The 15,955-nt window shown below is 64.0% G+C and carries 20 protein-coding genes; 13 read left to right on the forward strand and 7 right to left on the reverse strand.

Going from position 1 to position 15,955, the window contains the following annotated elements:
• Window positions 1-17: 17 nt before the first annotated feature.
• The 5 genes from V6B08_RS20890 (at window position 18) to V6B08_RS20910 (ending at window position 3,879) form a co-directional block, all read left to right on the forward strand.
• Window positions 18-983: an ABC transporter substrate-binding protein gene (locus tag V6B08_RS20890; protein WP_341984627.1), complete on the forward strand. Its 966-nt coding sequence runs from the start codon at window positions 18-20 to the stop codon at window positions 981-983.
• A 61-nt stretch (window positions 984-1,044) separates the two neighbouring features.
• Window positions 1,045-1,821, forward strand: a complete 777-nt coding sequence (locus tag V6B08_RS20895) for an ABC transporter permease (protein WP_341984628.1) — start codon at window positions 1,045-1,047, stop codon at window positions 1,819-1,821.
• A complete protein-coding gene (locus V6B08_RS20900; protein ID WP_341984629.1) occupies window positions 1,818-2,600 on the forward strand; it encodes an ABC transporter ATP-binding protein in 783 nt (260 codons plus the stop codon). The genes V6B08_RS20895 and V6B08_RS20900 overlap by 4 nt, the downstream gene beginning before the upstream one ends.
• Before the next feature lie 11 nt (window positions 2,601-2,611).
• Entirely contained in the window at window positions 2,612-3,457 is an 846-nt protein-coding gene (gene hutC, locus V6B08_RS20905) for a histidine utilization transcriptional repressor HutC (RefSeq protein WP_341984630.1), read from the forward strand.
• Window positions 3,458-3,462: 5 nt separating this feature from the next.
• Window positions 3,463-3,879, forward strand: a complete 417-nt coding sequence (locus V6B08_RS20910; protein WP_341984632.1) for a GNAT family acetyltransferase — start codon at window positions 3,463-3,465, stop codon at window positions 3,877-3,879.
• Window positions 3,880-3,887: 8 nt separating this feature from the next.
• Here the strand turns inward: V6B08_RS20910 and V6B08_RS20915 are convergent, their stop codons facing one another.
• The 3 genes from V6B08_RS20915 to V6B08_RS20925 all read right to left on the reverse strand — a co-directional run bounded on the left by V6B08_RS20915 (window position 3,888) and on the right by V6B08_RS20925 (window position 6,202).
• Entirely contained in the window at window positions 3,888-4,394 is a 507-nt protein-coding gene (locus V6B08_RS20915; RefSeq protein ID WP_341984634.1) for a DUF1993 domain-containing protein, read from the reverse strand.
• A gap of 186 nt (window positions 4,395-4,580) precedes the next feature.
• The gene (locus V6B08_RS20920; protein WP_341984636.1) at window positions 4,581-5,429 is read right to left on the reverse strand and encodes a fumarylacetoacetate hydrolase family protein; all 849 of its coding nucleotides are present in this window, start codon (window positions 5,427-5,429) and stop codon (window positions 4,581-4,583) included.
• A 23-nt stretch (window positions 5,430-5,452) separates the two neighbouring features.
• The gene (locus tag V6B08_RS20925; RefSeq protein ID WP_341984638.1) at window positions 5,453-6,202 is read right to left on the reverse strand and encodes an SDR family oxidoreductase; all 750 of its coding nucleotides are present in this window, start codon (window positions 6,200-6,202) and stop codon (window positions 5,453-5,455) included.
• 214 nt (window positions 6,203-6,416) lie between these two features.
• Here V6B08_RS20925 and V6B08_RS20930 point away from each other — a divergent pair, with 214 nt between their 5' ends.
• From V6B08_RS20930 to V6B08_RS20950, 5 genes are all read left to right on the forward strand, one after another.
• Complete coding sequence (locus V6B08_RS20930) at window positions 6,417-6,926, forward strand: mechanosensitive ion channel family protein (RefSeq protein ID WP_341984639.1); 510 nt, start codon at window positions 6,417-6,419, stop codon at window positions 6,924-6,926.
• A 30-nt stretch (window positions 6,927-6,956) separates the two neighbouring features.
• Complete coding sequence (locus V6B08_RS20935; protein ID WP_341984641.1) at window positions 6,957-7,757, forward strand: AsmA family protein; 801 nt, start codon at window positions 6,957-6,959, stop codon at window positions 7,755-7,757.
• A gap of 66 nt (window positions 7,758-7,823) precedes the next feature.
• On the forward strand, window positions 7,824-8,987 hold the full coding sequence (locus V6B08_RS20940; protein WP_341984643.1) for a YbfB/YjiJ family MFS transporter: 1,164 nt from the start codon (window positions 7,824-7,826) through the stop codon (window positions 8,985-8,987).
• Window position 8,988: 1 nt separating this feature from the next.
• Window positions 8,989-9,318 carry a DUF1491 family protein gene (locus V6B08_RS20945; protein WP_341984645.1) on the forward strand — a complete coding sequence of 110 codons (330 nt, stop codon included), beginning with the start codon at window positions 8,989-8,991 and terminating at the stop codon, window positions 9,316-9,318.
• 34 nt (window positions 9,319-9,352) lie between these two features.
• Window positions 9,353-9,499 (forward strand): LiaI-LiaF-like domain-containing protein, encoded by a 147-nt coding sequence (locus V6B08_RS20950; RefSeq protein ID WP_341984647.1) that lies wholly within the window; start codon window positions 9,353-9,355, stop codon window positions 9,497-9,499.
• 7 nt (window positions 9,500-9,506) lie between these two features.
• Here the strand turns inward: V6B08_RS20950 and V6B08_RS20955 are convergent, their stop codons facing one another.
• Genes V6B08_RS20955 through V6B08_RS20965 form a run of 3 tightly spaced genes read right to left on the reverse strand, consistent with a single transcriptional unit; the run spans window position 9,507 to window position 13,029 of the window.
• The gene (locus V6B08_RS20955) at window positions 9,507-10,793 is read right to left on the reverse strand and encodes an MFS transporter (protein WP_341984649.1); all 1,287 of its coding nucleotides are present in this window, start codon (window positions 10,791-10,793) and stop codon (window positions 9,507-9,509) included.
• Window positions 10,794-10,795: 2 nt separating this feature from the next.
• On the reverse strand, window positions 10,796-11,959 hold the full coding sequence (locus V6B08_RS20960) for a thiolase family protein (RefSeq protein ID WP_341984653.1): 1,164 nt from the start codon (window positions 11,957-11,959) through the stop codon (window positions 10,796-10,798).
• A gap of 11 nt (window positions 11,960-11,970) precedes the next feature.
• Window positions 11,971-13,029 (reverse strand): aldo/keto reductase, encoded by a 1,059-nt coding sequence (locus V6B08_RS20965; RefSeq protein WP_341984654.1) that lies wholly within the window; start codon window positions 13,027-13,029, stop codon window positions 11,971-11,973.
• 93 nt (window positions 13,030-13,122) lie between these two features.
• On the opposite strand from V6B08_RS20965, the gene V6B08_RS20970 reads away from it, so the two are divergent.
• Both V6B08_RS20970 and V6B08_RS20975 read left to right on the forward strand, forming a co-directional pair.
• The gene (locus V6B08_RS20970; RefSeq protein ID WP_341984656.1) at window positions 13,123-13,695 is read left to right on the forward strand and encodes a TetR/AcrR family transcriptional regulator; all 573 of its coding nucleotides are present in this window, start codon (window positions 13,123-13,125) and stop codon (window positions 13,693-13,695) included.
• A 183-nt stretch (window positions 13,696-13,878) separates the two neighbouring features.
• Window positions 13,879-14,454 (forward strand): PadR family transcriptional regulator, encoded by a 576-nt coding sequence (locus V6B08_RS20975; protein WP_341984658.1) that lies wholly within the window; start codon window positions 13,879-13,881, stop codon window positions 14,452-14,454.
• A 17-nt stretch (window positions 14,455-14,471) separates the two neighbouring features.
• Here the strand turns inward: V6B08_RS20975 and V6B08_RS20980 are convergent, their stop codons facing one another.
• Window positions 14,472-14,825: an ArsC family reductase gene (locus V6B08_RS20980; protein ID WP_341984661.1), complete on the reverse strand. Its 354-nt coding sequence runs from the start codon at window positions 14,823-14,825 to the stop codon at window positions 14,472-14,474.
• A gap of 127 nt (window positions 14,826-14,952) precedes the next feature.
• Between V6B08_RS20980 and V6B08_RS20985 the strand changes: the two genes are divergently transcribed.
• Window positions 14,953-15,948 carry a transglutaminase family protein gene (locus V6B08_RS20985; RefSeq protein ID WP_341984663.1) on the forward strand — a complete coding sequence of 332 codons (996 nt, stop codon included), beginning with the start codon at window positions 14,953-14,955 and terminating at the stop codon, window positions 15,946-15,948.
• Window positions 15,949-15,955 lie beyond the last annotated feature (7 nt).

Raw genomic sequence — 15,955 nt, forward strand, 5'->3', positions numbered from 1 at the left:
CCCACACGGAGACCTCGATGTTGCGATCCACCAAGACCCTCGGCGCCCTGATCGGCACCGCTTTTGCCGTCACCGCCTCGCTGGCGCAGGCCCAGGAAACCAAGGTCGGGATCGGCATTTCCGGCTGGACCGGCTTTGCCCCGATCACGCTGGCCAAGGAAGCCGAAATCTACAAGAAGAACGGCCTCGACGTGACGATCCGCAAGATCCCGCAGAAGGACCGCCACCTGGCGCTGGCCTCTGGCGACATCCAGTGCGCCGCCACCACGGTGGAAACCTGGATCGTGTGGAACACCAACGGCATCGCCACCACCCAGTTGTTCAAGATGGATCAGGGCATGGGTTCGGACGGCATCGTCGCCCGCAACTCGATCACCAAGGTCTCCGACCTGAAGGGCAAGACCGTGGCCGCTTCGGCGCCTGGCACCAACCCGCATTTCACGCTGGCCTGGATTCTGAAGAAGAACGGCCTGAAGCTCAGCGACGTGAACCTGATCACCCTGGAGCCGGCACCGGCCGCCAATGCCTTCGTTGCCGGCACCGGCAACCTGGATGCCGCCGTGACCTATGAGCCGTATCTCAGCCTGGTGCGCGACAAGCCGGAGAGCGGCAAGCTGATCGCCGACAGCCTGCAGTATCCGATGGTTTTCGACAGCTTCGGCTGCACCCCGAAGTTCATCAAGGAGAACCCGAAGGCCGTGAAGGCGCTGGTGGAGAGCTATTTCCAGGCGCTGGACATGATTGCCAAGGAAAAGACCAAGGCCTTCACCATCATGGGCGCCGACGTGAAGCAGACCGCCGAACAGTTCGAGAAGTCGCAGTCCATGATCAAGTGGGCTGACCGCGAGGCGAACAAGAAGTTCTTCAACGGCGAAATCCAGGCCTTCAACAAGGAAGCTGCGGCACTGCTGCTGGAGATCGGCGTGATCAAGACCATGCCGACCAACATGGACAGCCTGTTCGACACCAGCTTCCTGAACTAAGCACCATAATGCCCACAGCCCGAGTGAATCCGATGATGCAACGCATGCCTGGCAGGTCTGTATGAAGCTGCTCGTTCCGGTGTCGCGCGAAAGCCGCACCATTCTTGGCATCGCCTTCTTCGTTGGTTTTGTCGGGCTGTGGGCCCTGCTTACCTGGTCCGGCTCGGTACCGAAGCATTTCCTTGCTTCGCCCTGGCAGACCTTGAAGACCGGCATCTTCCTCTTCACCGACCAGAAATTCGCCTACGATGTCGGCATGACGATCTGGCGCGTGGTCGGCGGCTTCCTCATCGCCGCTGCCATCGCCGTGCCGCTCGGCATCAGCATGGGCGCCTACAAGCCGGTGGAGGCTTTCTTCGAGCCTTTCGTCTCCTTCGCCCGCTATCTGCCCGCTTCCGCCTTCATCCCGCTGCTGATCCTGTGGGTCGGCATCGGCGAAGCGCAGAAGCTCACCGTGATCTTCCTCGGCTGTTTCTTCCAGCTCACGCTGATGATCACCATGATCGTCGCCGCCACGCGCCGCGATCTGGTGGAAGCCGCCTACACGCTCGGCTGCAAGGATACCGGCGTGATCCGCCGCGTGCTGCTGCCGGGTGCGGCGCCGGAAATCGCCGAGGCCCTGCGCCAGGTGCTGGGCCTGGGCTGGACCTACATCATCGTTGCCGAGCTGATCGGCGCCTCGTCGGGCATCGGCCATATGATCACCGACAGCCAGGCGCTGATGGCGACCGACAACATCATCGCCGGCATCGTGGTGATCGGCCTGGTTGGCCTGGTCACAGACTTGGTGTTCAAGAAAGTCAACCAGCACCTGTTTTCGTGGAGTCTGTTGCGGTGAGCCGGCTGTCGATCAAGAATGTCACCAAGGTGTTTCCCGGCGTGAAGCGCAACGCGCCGCCGACCCAGGCATTGCTGCCGGTGGATCTCGAAGTCGGCGACAACGACTTCATCACCGTGCTCGGTCCCTCGGGCTGCGGCAAGTCCACCCTGCTGCGCCTCGTCGCCGGCCTGGAAACGCCGACAACCGGCCAGATCCTGCTGGATGGCGAGCCGATCAGCGGCCCCGGCGCCGACCGTGGCGTGGTGTTCCAGAGCTACACGCTGTTTCCCTGGCTCACCGTGCAGCAGAATATCTGCTTCGGCCTGCGCGAAAAGGGCATGCCGGTGAAGCAGCAGAACGAGATCGCCGGGCGCTTCATCGCCCAGGTCGGCCTGCGCGGCTTCGAGAGCCATTATCCAAAGCAGCTTTCCGGCGGCATGCAGCAGCGCGTCGCCATTGCCCGTGCGCTGGCCAACGACCCGAAGATCCTGCTGCTCGACGAGCCCTTCGGCGCGCTGGACAACCAGACCCGCGTGCTGATGCAGGAATTGCTGCTTGGCATCTGGGAGCAGGCGCAGAAAACGGTGATGTTCGTAACCCACGACATCGATGAGTCGATCTTCATGGCCAGCCGCGTGGTGGTGTTCTCCGCCCGCCCCGGCCGGATCAAGAGTGAAGCCATCGTCGACCTGCCGCATCCGCGCCATTACACGGTGAAGACGACGCCGGAATTCATGCAGCTCAAGGCCCGGCTCACGGAGGAAATCCGCGCCGAAGCCCTGGCCGCGGCGCACTGAGCCGCACCGCCATGCCCGCCAAGGCCAGCTCAACCCGCTCCCGCCCAGGCACACGACCCGGCACACCGCGCAAGCCGGTGGCGAAGTCGGCGGCGAAGGCCACGCCGCTGCGGGTGGCGGCAAGCAATGGTGCGCCTGCCCTGGCGCTCTATGAGCAGATCAAGGAGCATATCCGGCGCAGGATTCAGGATGGATCATGGCCGGCCGGGCATCGCTTGCCCTCGGAGCAGGATCTGGTGGTGCAGTTCGGCGCCGCGCGCATGACCGTGAACCGGGCTTTGCGCGAGCTGGCGGAACAGGGCCGCGTGGTGCGCGTGGTCGGCGTCGGCAGCTTCGTTGCCGAGGACAAGCCGCAATCGACGCTGTTGCAGATCGCCAATATCGCCGCCGAGATCCGCCAGCGCGGCCATGACTACCGCTGCGAGGTACAGTTGGCCGAGCGCGTGGCGGCACCGCCCGATATCGCCGCCTGGCTCGACCTGCGCGCCGGCGCTTCGGTGTTCCATGTCGTCTGCCTGCATCTCGAAAACGGCATCCCGGTGCAGCTTGAGGACCGCTATGTCAGCCCGGCCATGGCGCCGGATTTCCTGCGGCAGGATTTCGCCACCACACCGCCCGGCGAATACCTGGTGCGCCATGTGCCCTATGATCAGATCGAGCATGTGGTGGATGCGGTGCTGCCGAGCCATGAGCAGGCCGAGCGGCTGGCAATGCCGGCCGACGAGCCCTGCCTGCTGCTGACGCGGCGCACCTGGAATCGCAACACCCCCGTCACCATGGTGCGCTGCCTGCATCCCTCCTCGCGCTATCGCCTCGGCTGCCGCTTCCCGGTCAACGGCAATCAGAGTTTCGGCTGACCCGCATGCTTATCCGTCCCTATCAGGCAGCCGACCGTGCGGCGGTGATCGCGCTATGGCAGGCATGCGGCCTCACCCGGCCCTGGAACGATCCCGGCCAGGATATCGACTTCTGCATTGGCTCGAAGGAAGCCATCCTGCTGATCGCCGAACAGGATGGCGCGGTGATCGGCAGCGCCATGGTGGGGCATGATGGCCACCGCGGCTGGGTCTACTATCTTGCCGCCGCACCGGCGCAGCAGCGCGGCGGCCTCGGCCGCCGGCTGATGCAGGCCGCCGAGGACTGGGCGCGGGCACGCGGCGTGCCGAAGCTGATGCTGATGGTGCGACCGGAGAATGAGCGCGTGCGCGCCTTCTACGAGCGCCTGGGCTATATCGAGGAGCCGCGCATCATCTTCTCGCGGCGCCTCGACGGGAAATAGCCGCCCTCCTACTGTCCCCCGAGGAAATCCATCTTGCCGAGCGGCACGCCCTTGTGGCGCAGGATGCCGTAGGCGGTGGTGACGTGGAAATAGAAGTTCGGCAGGGAGAAGCCGAGCAGGAAATTCGCCCCCTTGAAATGCAATTCGCGCGCCCGCGTCTTGAGCACGATGTCGCGGTCGGCGGCCGTGTCGAAAGCCTTCGGGTCCAGGCCTTTGAGAAATGCCACGGTCTTGGCGATACGCGCATGCAATTCCGGGAACGTGGTCTCGGTATCCGGCATGCTCGGCGGCTCCAGGCCGGCCAGACGGGCGCCGCCGCCCTTGGCCGCGTCACTCACCGACTGCACCTGACGGATCAGCGAATACATGTCCGGCGCCAGCTTCGCCTCGGCCAGTTCGGCCAGCGGGATGTTATTGGCGGCGGCGAATTCCTCGCCCTTGGTGAGAAAATAATCCACACGGTCGAGGCCGCGCAGATAGACCGGTACCGAAGCCTGGTAGATGGATAGCGACATGGTTTCCTCCGCTGCTTGAGTTAGGCGCGGAGATAGGTCGCGAGCGGTGGAAGTCAATCAGAACAACGCCACAGAAATCGTCATGCCCCAGCAACAAGTCGTCATGCGCGGACTTGATCCGCGCATCTCATGCCAATCTGCGAAAGATGCCCGGGTCAAGCCCGGGCATGACGAAGCCTTAATACATCAACCCGCGTAAGCCTTCACGTTCTGCCGCTGCTCGCCGAGGCCGGCGATCCCGAGATGCACCTTGTCGCCCGGCTTGAGGTAGAGCGGCGGCTTCTGGCCCATGCCGACGCCTGGAGGCGTGCCGGTCGAGATCACGTCGCCCGGCTGCAGGCTCATGAACTGGCTGAGATAGCTGATCAGATAGCGCACGCCATAGACCATGGTCTTGGTCGAGCCATTCTGGAAACGATGGCCGTTCACATCGCAGAACATGGCGAGATTCTGCGGGTCCGGCACCTCGTCGGCGGTGACCAGCCAGGGGCCGATCGGGCCGAATGTGTCGCAGCTCTTGCCCTTGGTCCACTGGCCATGGCGCTCGATCTGGAAGGCGCGTTCCGACACGTCGTTGATGGTGCAATAGCCGGCGACATGGTTCATGGCATCGGCTTCGCTGACATAGCGCGCCACCTTGCCGATCACCACGCCGAGTTCGACTTCCCAGTCGGTCTTGACCGAATTCTTCGGGATGATCAGGTCATCATCCGGCCCCATGATGGCGGAGGTCGCCTTCATGAAGATGATCGGCTCCGGCGGCACGGTGGCGCCGGTTTCGGCGGCATGGTCGGAATAATTGAGGCCGATGCAGATGAACTTGCCAATGCCGGCAACGCAGGCGCCGATGCGTGGGTTGCCGGCCACCTTCGGCAACGCATTCACATCCACGCCACGCAGCTTGGCCAGCGCTTCAGGCTGCAAGGTGGCGCCATTGATATCGCCGACCACGCCGGAAAGATCGCGGATCGCGCCCTGGGCATCGAGAATGCCCGGCTTTTCCTGGCCCAGCGGACCGTAACGCAACAGTTTCATCTACTCAGTCTCCGTTGTTGAACTTAAAGCGACCAGCCGCCATCGATCATATGGATGGCGCCGGTGGTGAAAGAGGCTTCGTCGGAAGCAAGGTAGACCGCCAGCGCCGCGATTTCCTCTGCCGTGCCGAGACGGCCGAGTGGCTGCCGTGCGACAAAGGCCTCGCGCGCCTTCTCGACGCTGCCCATGGTCTGGCCGAGCGCGGCGATGCGATCATCCAGCGAGGGTGACTGGATGGTGCCGGGGCAGATGGCATTGCAGCGGATGCCCTGGCGGATGAAATCGAGCGCGATGGACTTGGTAAGGCCGATCACCGCCGCCTTGCTGGTGCCATAGACGAAGCGGTTGCCCGCCGCCTTCACCGAGGAAGCACCCGACGAGATGTTGATGATTGAGGCGCCCCGGCCGCTTTCCAGCATCGCCGGCAGCAATGCCTTGGTCAGGCGGTACATCGAGCGCACATTGAGATTCATGGCGAAATCCCACTGCTCCTCAGTGCAATCGAGAATGCTGCCGTGATGCACGAAGCCGGCGCAGTTGAACAGAATATCCACCGCGCCGACCTTGGCGCCGAAAGCCTTGATCGCGTCCGCATCCAGCATGTCGAGTTTTTCGGTATGGATGCCGGGCAGGCTGCGCAATTCGTTCAGCTTTTCCAGGTTAGCGTCGGTGGCGATCACCTTCGCGCCTTCATTCACAAAAGCGATGGCTGTGGCCCGCCCGATACCCTGCGCCGCGGCGGTGATTACCGCCGTCTTGCCCTCTAATCGCATAAACCCTTCTCCTTTTCGCTCACACGACGCCCCGCTTTCGCCTCGCAGGCTGGAGCAGACGCGTTTTCTCCCATCTGATATATCAGTTGTGCGAACTCTACCCGCTGGCGCCCGGCCATGCAAGGCCACCACGCGAGGCCACCACTCGGGGGATGCGCCCTGCCCTGCTCTGGGTTAAGCTTGAAATACAGGCATTTTACAAAGGGAGCTGCCGATGACTGCCGAGATCGCCGCCTACTGGCCGCAAGTGCTGAAGATGCTTACCTCGTTCGGCGGTGCGATACTCATATTAATCGGCTTCTGGATTGCCGGCGGCATCGCCCGCACCGTGCTCTATCGCGTCGCGGAGCGCGACAAGCAGCGCAAGGACGTGCTGGAACTGCTGGCCTCGGCGGCGCGCTGGGGCATCATCGGGTTTGGCGCCATCACCTCGCTCGGCACGCTCGGCGCCGATGTCACCGGCCTGATCGCCGGCCTCGGCCTCACCGGCTTCGCGCTTGGCTTTGCGCTGAAGGACATCCTCTCCAGCCTGATGGCGGGCATGCTGATCCTGCTGAACCGTCCGTTCGTCAGCGGCGACCGCATTATCGTCACCGGTATCGAAGGCCGCGTGGCGAAGATCGACCTGCGCTATACTGAGGTGGTGGATGATGCCGGCAAGCGCAACCTGATTCCGAATGCCAATGTGCTTGGCAACGTCGTGACCGTGCTGCCGGTCGCTTAAGCCGGTTCAGCCAACAGGAGGAGACGGAAAATGGTGAAGAAGGTAGCCCTGGCCCTGGCCGTGATCGTGCTGATCATTGCCGGCGGCGTCTATTACCTGTTCTCCAATCTCGACAGCCTGGTGAAGGTGGCGATCGAGACCTACGGCACCGAGGCCACCCAGGCCCGCGTTAGCGTCGGCAAGGTGACCATTGGCCTGCGCGAAGGCAGCGGCACCATCACTGACCTAAAGGTCGCCAACCCGAAGGGCTTCAACACCCCGGAAGCACTCAGCCTCGGCGACATCTCGCTGAAACTGGATACCGCGACGCTGCAGCAGAATCCCATCGTGATCAAGGAAGTGACCATCACGCGGCCGAAGGTGACCTATGAGTATGCCTCTGGCGGCGGCAATCTGGAGACAATCCAGAAGAACACCCAGGCTTATGCGCAGAAGATGGGCGCCGGCGGCTCGAAGCCGAATGGTGCCGCCACGCCGCAGAAGGATGGCAAGGCCGAGACCAAGGTGATCATCGAACGCCTGGTGGTGAGCGGCGGCCAGATCGCCATGAGCCATGCGGCTTTGCAAGGCCGCGAACTGAGCGCCGCCTTGCCAACCATCACGCTCACCGATATCGGCAAGAGCCAGGGCGGCGCCAGCCCGGCGGAAGTGGCCGAGAAGGTGCTGGGCACCATCAGCCAGCAGGCCGCCCGCGTCGCCAGCGGCGAATTGCAGAAGCAGCTCGGCGACCAGCTCAAGGGCGCCATCGGCGGTGCGGCGGGCGCTGCCGGCGGTGCTGCTGGGGCGGCCGGCGGTGCGGCCGACAAGCTGAAAGGCCTGCTCGGCAAGTAGCCCTGCCGAGGGTAAGGGCGTAGACTGGCACCAGTCTCGCCCCGCCCCTGGCCCAAATATAACAGAATGACCCTGACGCGTTTCCTGCTCGGCGCCCTGCCGGGCACAGCGGCTTTGCTAATCGGCATCGGCATGGCCCGTTTCGGCTACACGCCGCTGATTCCGGCGCTGATCCAGGATGGCTGGCTGCAGGCCTCGGAAGCCGTCTATCTCGGCGCCACCAATCTCACCGGCTACCTGTTCGGCAGCATGCTGTCCTACCGCCTCGCCACCCGCTTCGGCGCCGGGCCGATGGTGCGGCTGGCGCTGGTGCTGACCACGCTCAGCTTCATTGTCTGCGCCCTGCCGCTGGGCTTCTGGTGGTTCGTGCCCTGGCGCTTCATGGCCGGCTTCACCGGTGCCATGCTGATGATCATAGCCTTGCCGATCATTCTGGTGCGCATGCCGCTGGACCGCCGGGCGCGGGCCGCTGGTGTGGTGTTCACCGGCGTCGGTATCGGCGTCGCCGCCAGTGGCAGCCTGGTGCCGAGCCTCGCCGCCTTCAGCGTCAGCGCCGTGTGGCTCGGCATGGCGCTGGTCTCAGGCAGCCTCACGCTGATCACCTGGAAAAGCTGGGTCCAGGCCGCAGCACCTGTCGCGGCGACAAGCGAAGAGCCTTCAGGCAAGCTGCTGTCGCGGCCCATCGTGCTGCTGCTGCTGGCTTATGGCTTCGATTCTTTCGGCTTCGTACCCCATACCGTGTTCTGGGTCGATTTCGTGGCGCGTGGCCTTGGCCGTGGCCTCGCGGAAGGCGGCTTCTACTGGGTCTGCTTCGGTGTCGGTGCGCTCTGCGGGCCGCTCGCCGCCGGCTTCACCGCCGAGAAACTCGGCTTCCACCGCGCGCTGATCATCGCCTTTCTGCTGAAATCCTTCGGCATCTTCCTGCCGCTGCTCAGCACTTCGGTGCCGGCGCTGATGCTCTCACCCTTCCTCGCCGGTGCTTTCGCGCCCGGCATCTCGGCGATCCTCTCGGGCCGTGTCGCCGAACTGGTCGGCCTCACGCGCCACCGCCAGGTCTGGGGCTGGATGACTGTGGCGGTCGGTGCGGCGCAGGCCTGCGGCGGCTACAGCCTGTCGTATCTGTTCACCCAGACCCATTCCTACATGCTGCAATTCCTCATCGGCGGCACGGCCCTCGCCATCGGCGCCGTGCTGGTGGCTTTGAGCGGCAGCAAGCCGAGGACGACCTGACATGGACCCACGGCTGAAAGCGGAATTGCTGGTGCAGGCGATCCTGCGGCTCTACGACCACGAGATGATCCCGGCCTATCTGCGGCGGCGCGGCGATGCCGATGCCGGCGCCGTTGCCGTGAAAATCTCTTTAAGCCGCGACAGCGCCGTGCTGTTCACACAGGCCCGCGACGGTGAAGGCCGCGCGGCCTGGTTCAAGACCGGGCCACAGGATGATGCCGCCGTGGAAGCCATGCTGGCCAAGGCGATCAGCCGCGATCCGGACCTGTGGATCGTGGAAGCCGAGGATGGCAAGGGCCGCTTCCCGCTGGATGGCCCCATCATCGGCTGATAGACTCAGCCATAATCAATTCAGGGAGGCCATCATGGTCGGACCGCTTATTCTCATCGGCCTTGGCGCCCTGCTGCTGGCGAACAACTTCGACATGCTGTCGCTCGCCTTCCTGAATCAATGGTGGCCGGCCATCCTGATCATCCTCGGCGTCGGCATGCTGTTTCAGCGACGCCGCTAGTCCGTCATCAAGCAGGCTGCACCACCGCCTTGGCGCGTTGCTGGCGCACCAGCAGCACGATTCCAGCCGCCACGATGCAGGCGGCACCCGCCAGGAAGAAAGCCGGCGTATAGCTCTGCGTCGTGGTGCGCACCAGGCCGGCGCCATAGGCTGCCGTGGCGGCACCAAGCTGATGCGCGGCGAATACCCAGCCGAACACCATGCCGACCTTCTGCGGCCCGAATATCTGCCCGGTGAGCTTCACCGTCGGCGGCACCGTGGCGATCCAGTCCAGGCCATAGAACAGCGCAAACAGCGACAGGCCATAGAGCGTGAAATCGGAATACGGCAGCCACATCAGCGAGAGGCCGCGCAGGCCGTAATACCAGAACAGCAGCTTGCGGTTATCGTAGCGGTCGGAGAGCCAGCCCGAGAGAATGGTGCCAACGACATCGAAGGCACCCATCATCGCCAGCACCGACGCCGCCGGCACGGCGCTGAGGCCGAAATCGCTGCACAGTGCGATGAAATGCGTCTGGATCAGGCCGTTGGTGGAAAGGCCGCAGATGAAGAAGCTGCCCGCGAGAATCCAGAATACCGGCTTCTGCGCTGCTTCCCACAGCACCACGAACGGCGTCGCCAGACTCGGCAGCGGTGCGGGCGCCGCAGGCGCCGCCGGCGCGGTTTCGCCATAGGGTGCCAAGCCGAGATCGCTCGGCCGGTTGCGCATCAGCAAAGCCGCCAGCACCAGCGCGGCGCCACAGGCAATCACCACCGGGAAAACCGCCGAGCGCCAGCCCCATTGCTCGATCATCCAGGCGGCAATCGGCAGGAAGGCCAATTGTCCGGTGGCGGAACTGGCGGTGAGCAGGCCAACCACCAGGCCGCGCCGCGTGGTAAACCAGCGATTGGCGACCACGGCGCCAAGCACCAAAGCGGTCATGCCGGTGCCCAAGCCCAGCACCAGGCCCCAGAGCAGGAAAAGCTGCCACAGGCTTTGCACCTGCGTCGCCATCGCCATGCCGGCACCGACCAGCAGCACCGCCACCGTGATCACCTGGCGCAGGCCGAAACGCTCCATCAGCAACGCCGCCATCGGCCCCATCAGGCCAAACAGCGCGAAGCGGAATGCCAGGCTGGAAGCAATCTCATCGGTGGTCCAGCCGAATTCCTTGCCCAAAGGCAACAGCATGGCGCCAGGTAGGCCGAGTGCCGCCGACATCACCAGCATGGTGAGGAAAGTGACGGCGGCGATCACCCAGGCATAGTGGATGCCACGGCGTTGCAGCCACGGCGCGAGAGCGGATGCCAGCATGATTAGGCGGCCTCCAGCACGGTGGCGACGCCTTGGCCGCCGCCGATGCATTGTGTCGCTACGGCGTAACGCTTGCCCTCACGCTTGAGCAACTGCGCCGCCTTGCCGGTGATGCGCGCGCCGGTGGCACCCAAGGGATGGCCGATGGCAATGGCGCCGCCATCAAGATTGACCTTTGCCGCATCGACACCGAGTTCGCGCAGGCAGGCAATCGCCTGGCTGGAGAAAGCCTCGTTGACTTCGAACAGGTCGATGTCGTCCACGCTCAGGCCGGCGCGCTGCAATGCCTTGCGCGTCGATGGCACCGGGCCCATGCCCATGATTTCCGGCGCGCAGCCAGCCGTGGCAACGGCGCGGACCAGCGCCAGCACCGGCAGATTATGCTTCACCGCGAAAGCCTCGGAACAGACCAGCGTGGCCGCCGCGCCATCAGTGAGCGGCGAGGCAGTGCCGGCGGTAACGGTGCCATCGAAAGCCGGCTTTAGCGCGGCAAGACCTTCCAGGGTCGTCTGCGGCCTGAGGCAGCCGTCACTGTCCACCGTACCATCCACAGTCTCGACTGGAATGATTTCACCCATCAGCCTGCCGGCATTGAAAGCCGCCGCCGCCTTTTGCTGTGACACCAGCGCGAAAGCCTCCTGTTCGGGGCGCGACACGTTGAACTGCGCCGCGACATTTTCCGCCGTGCGGCCCATGGAGATATAGGCCTCGATGCCGATTTCGGCATTGGGATGCTCTGGTGACTTGAAGCGCGGATTGGCTGAGAAGTTGAAACCGCCCTGCGGCACCATGGTCATCGATTCTACGCCGGCGCAGAGGAAGGCATCCCCTGCCCCGATGGCGATCTGGCCGACGGCATAATGGATGCCGGTCATCGAGGAACCGCAGAAACGGTTGATGGTGCCGCCGCTGACGGTGTTGGGAAAACCGGCCAGCAGCGAGGCAATGCGGGCGATATTGTTGCCTTGCGCCGATTCCGGATAGGCACAGCCCATCAGCACATCCTCGATCAGCACCGGATCGAGGTCGAGCCGGTTCACCAGCCCCTTGATGGCGGTGGCAGCGAGATCGTCCGGCCGCACATTGGCCAGCCGGCCCTTCTTGGCGAAGTGGAACGGGGTGCGGGCATAACCCGCGATCACTGCCCTGGAATGACTATTGGTCATGGTCTCTCTCCTTAAGCCACCGGCAGCGCCGGCAGGTCCAGCTTGTCCAGCACGCCACCAGCCAGGCGCGGCAGCGAAGCCTGCAACTGCTCATGCGGCACCCCAAGCGGCACGGCGCTGACAGCATCCAGCGCGGCGACCTGTGCGGCATCGAGCTGTAAGGACAGCGCACCGAGCGTGCCATCGAGGTGCGCCCGCGTGCGCGGCCCCAGGATCGGGATCAGGCTGGTGCTGGAGCGCGCTGCTTTGGCCCGCAGCCAGGCAATCGCCACATGGGTGGCCGGGGCGCCGACTTCCGCCGCCACCGCCAGCACGGCATCGAGCAAGGCAGTCTCGCGTGCCGACTTCTCGGTATGCACCAGCATGCCGAGTTTGGTCAGGCGCGAGGCCTCCTGCTGCTCGCGGTATTTGCCGGTGAGGAAGCCGCCACCGAGCGGCGACCAAAGGGCGGCGCCGAGGCCCAATGCTTCCGCCATCGGCAGCAATTCGCGATCCGGTGTGCGCTCGGCAAGGCTGTATTCCACCTGGATGCCGGCGAGCGGCAAGGTGTTGCGCAGTTCGGCCAGCGTGGCGGCGCGCGAGATGCGCCAGGCCGGGAAGTTGGACAGGCCGGCATGCAGGATCTTGCCGCTGCGCGCCAGATCGTCGAAGCCGCGCAGGATTTCCTCCATCGGCGTCAGGCCATCGGCCATATGGGCCCAGAGCAGGTCGATGCGGTCGGTCTTGAGCCGCTTCAGGCTGTCCTCGACGGCGCGGATCATGGTCTTGCGGCTGTTGCCGGTACGGGCCAAGTCGGCTTTCGGGCCGGCACCCAGCGTGTATTTGGTCGCCAGCACGAAATAGTCGCGGTCGGCGGCAATGAAGTCGGCCAGCATCGCTTCGGACTGCCCCACCTGATAGGTGTCCGCCGTGTCGATGAAATTGCCGCCGGCCGCGACATAACCATCGAATATCGACTTGGCCTCGTCGCGCTCGGCGCCATGGCCCCAGCCGGTACCGAAATTGCCGGTGCCGAGCGCCAATTCCGACACACGCAGGCCCGTATGGCGCCCGAAAAGTTTGTACCGCATCACGCCGCTCCGTTTAGATGATGATCATCATGTATTGACATACATGACGCACGTCATTTATCTTGTCAAGCAGGCGTTACAGGAGAATGTGCCATGCGGGTCAGCAGGGAACAGGCAGCGGAAAACCGCCAGCGCATCGTGACGACGGCGGCAAGGCTGTTTCGCGAAAAGGGCTTCGACGGCATCGGCGTTGCCGACCTGATGCGCCAGGCCGGCCTCACCCATGGCGGCTTCTACGGCCATTTCGACTCCAAGGAAGACCTGATGGCCGAGGCTTCCGATATGGTGCTGCGGCAATCGCTGCAACGCTGGCATGAGCGCATCGCGCGCCATCCGGAAGATCCGCTCGGCGCCGTGGTACACGCCTATCTGCGGCCGCAGCATCGCGACGAACCGGGCGGCGGCTGCGCCTTCGCCGCGATGGGCTCCGAACTGGCGCGGCAGCCGAAAAGCCTGCGCCGCCCGATCACCGAGACGCTGCGCGGCTTTTTCGACATGCTCGGCAACCTGATCGGTGGCCGCGGCGCGGCAGCCAAGCGCAAGCAGGGCATGTATGCCTACAGCGCCATGGTCGGCGCTATCGTGCTGTCGCGCATCGCGGATGACGACGAATTGTCGCGCGAAATCCTCGCCGCCGTAGCCGAGGGCATCACGGCCCGGCAATAGCCGCCGCAATAGGCCGGCATCGGCCTTAAAACCTTCCGATACCAGCTTTCCTGGCGGATTTCCGCCACTTTAGATATATTTCTAGATATATCTTGAATCACGATATATCTCGATCTATTTTTCAGACTGTGAGGCACGGCCTAGCCGTACGCCTCGCATCAGTCCAAGAAAGGATAAAAAAACATGATCCACAAATTGTTCGGCCATCGTGGCCGCCGCCATCGCGACGAAAGCGCCGGCATGGAGGGCGGCGAGCATGAGCATCGCGGCCCGTTCGGCCATCGCCGCCACGGCCATCGCGACGGTCGCCGCCTGTTCGACTATGGCGAGCTGCGCCTGCTGCTGCTGGCGATGATCGGCGAAGCGCCGCGCCACGGCTATGAACTGATCAAGGCCATCGAGGAACGCTTCGGCGGCAGCTACAGCCCCAGCCCAGGCGTGATCTACCCCACGCTCGCCTGGCTCGACGACATGGGCTATGCCCGCATCGAGGCCGAGGAAGGCAGCCGCAAGCGCTATCACATCACGCCGGAGGGCGAGAGCTTCCTCACCGCGAACCGCGCGGCCGTGGATGCGCTGCTCAGCCGCCAGGGCGGCAGCGAAGGCCGTGGCGGCGTGCCGGCCCCTGTGCTGCGCGCGATGGAAAACCTGAAACTGGCCTTGCGCCTGCGCCTGCGCCAGGGCTCGATCGACGCGGCAGCGGCGGAGAAGATCGCGGCGGTGCTGGATGCCGCGGCCCAGACGGTGGAGCGGAGCTGATCCGCTCCCCTCCTCTCCTACTTGACCGACTTGGCGTAGACCTCCGGCTTGAAGCCGGCGAGCGGCGGCTTGCCACCGCCTTGCTCGAGGATCGGCCGCTTGATCATGCTCGGCTGCGCCAGCATCAGCTTGATCGCCTTGGCTTCGGTCAGACTCTCGCGGTCAGCCTCCGGCAGCTTGCGGAACGTGGTGCCGGCGCGGTTCAGCACCGTCTCCCAGCCCAAAGCCTTGCACCAACGTTCCAGGCTCGCCTTGTCAATGCCGGCGGCCTTGTAGTCATGGAAGGCATATTGCACGCCCTGGCTGTCCAGCCAGGTGAAAGCCTTCTTCATGGTGTCGCAATTCTTGATGCCGTAGACGGTGACAGGCATGGGTTTCGCTTCCTTGATACTACCAACGGGGATGAAAGCCGACTTCGCGGTATCACGCAATATCGCCACCCTCCCTGCATGACACCGGCAGGCCTGGTTCCGCCGCGCTGGCTTGGCGGCGAGATAGGTGGTAGCTTCCATTTTCTCCTCCCCCCAGCCGACGGTGAATGTACTGGCCTTGAGCTATCCTGACGGCCATGCCCCAACCCGCCTGCTTACGGTCAGACACGCCACCGTATACCGCTATTCCGAGCCAGTGCAGCTTGGCGAACACCGGGTGATGTTCCGCCCGCGCGAGAGTCATGACCTACGCCTGCTGCAAACCAGCCTGATGATCCAGCCGCGGCCGGCCGATCTCTACTGGATTCACGACATATTCGACAATTCCGTTGCCGTAGCGACATTCAGCGGCGAGACCACCGAGTTGCGTTTCGAGAGCACGGTAATGATCGAGCATATCGAAGCAGCCAGCCCGGAATACCGGCTGGAGAATGCCGCCAGCTACTATCCGTTATACTACAGCGACACTGAACGCACCGATCTCGCGCAATGCCTGCAGCAGCGCTATCCCAGCACCGAATTGTGGGAATGGACTCAGAGCTTTCTGCGCTTGCCGGTCTCAGGCCACACCATGGCCCTGCTGCGCGCTATCACCGCAGCAATCAATGAAACCTTCTACTACAGCCGACGGGCCGAACGCGGCGTGCAAACGCCGGACGAGACACTGGCATATCGGCGAGGCACCTGCCGCGATTTCGCCCTGCTGATGATCGAGGCGGTTCGCTCACTGGGTTTTGCGGCCCGCTTCGTCAGCGGCTACATCTTCGTACCCGGCGCCGGCACTGACCTGATCGTGGACGATGGCGCCACCCATGCCTGGCTTCAGGTCTATCTACCGGGAGCTGGCTGGGTCGATTTCGATCCAACCAACAAGATCGTCGGCAACCGCAACCTGATTCGCGTCGCAATGGCCTGGGATCATGCCCAGGTACTGCCACTCTGGGGCACCTTCGTAGGCAGGCCCTCCGCCTTCCTGAGCATGGATGTTGCCGTCAGCGTCCTTGAGCAGAGTGCGGCGCCACAGTTCAGCGGCCAGAACAACTCATTCCAGACGCATAACTGAAGATGCC

Source organism: Ferrovibrio sp. MS7 (genome assembly GCF_038404985.1).
Lineage (GTDB): Bacteria > Pseudomonadota > Alphaproteobacteria > Ferrovibrionales > Ferrovibrionaceae > Ferrovibrio > Ferrovibrio plantarum.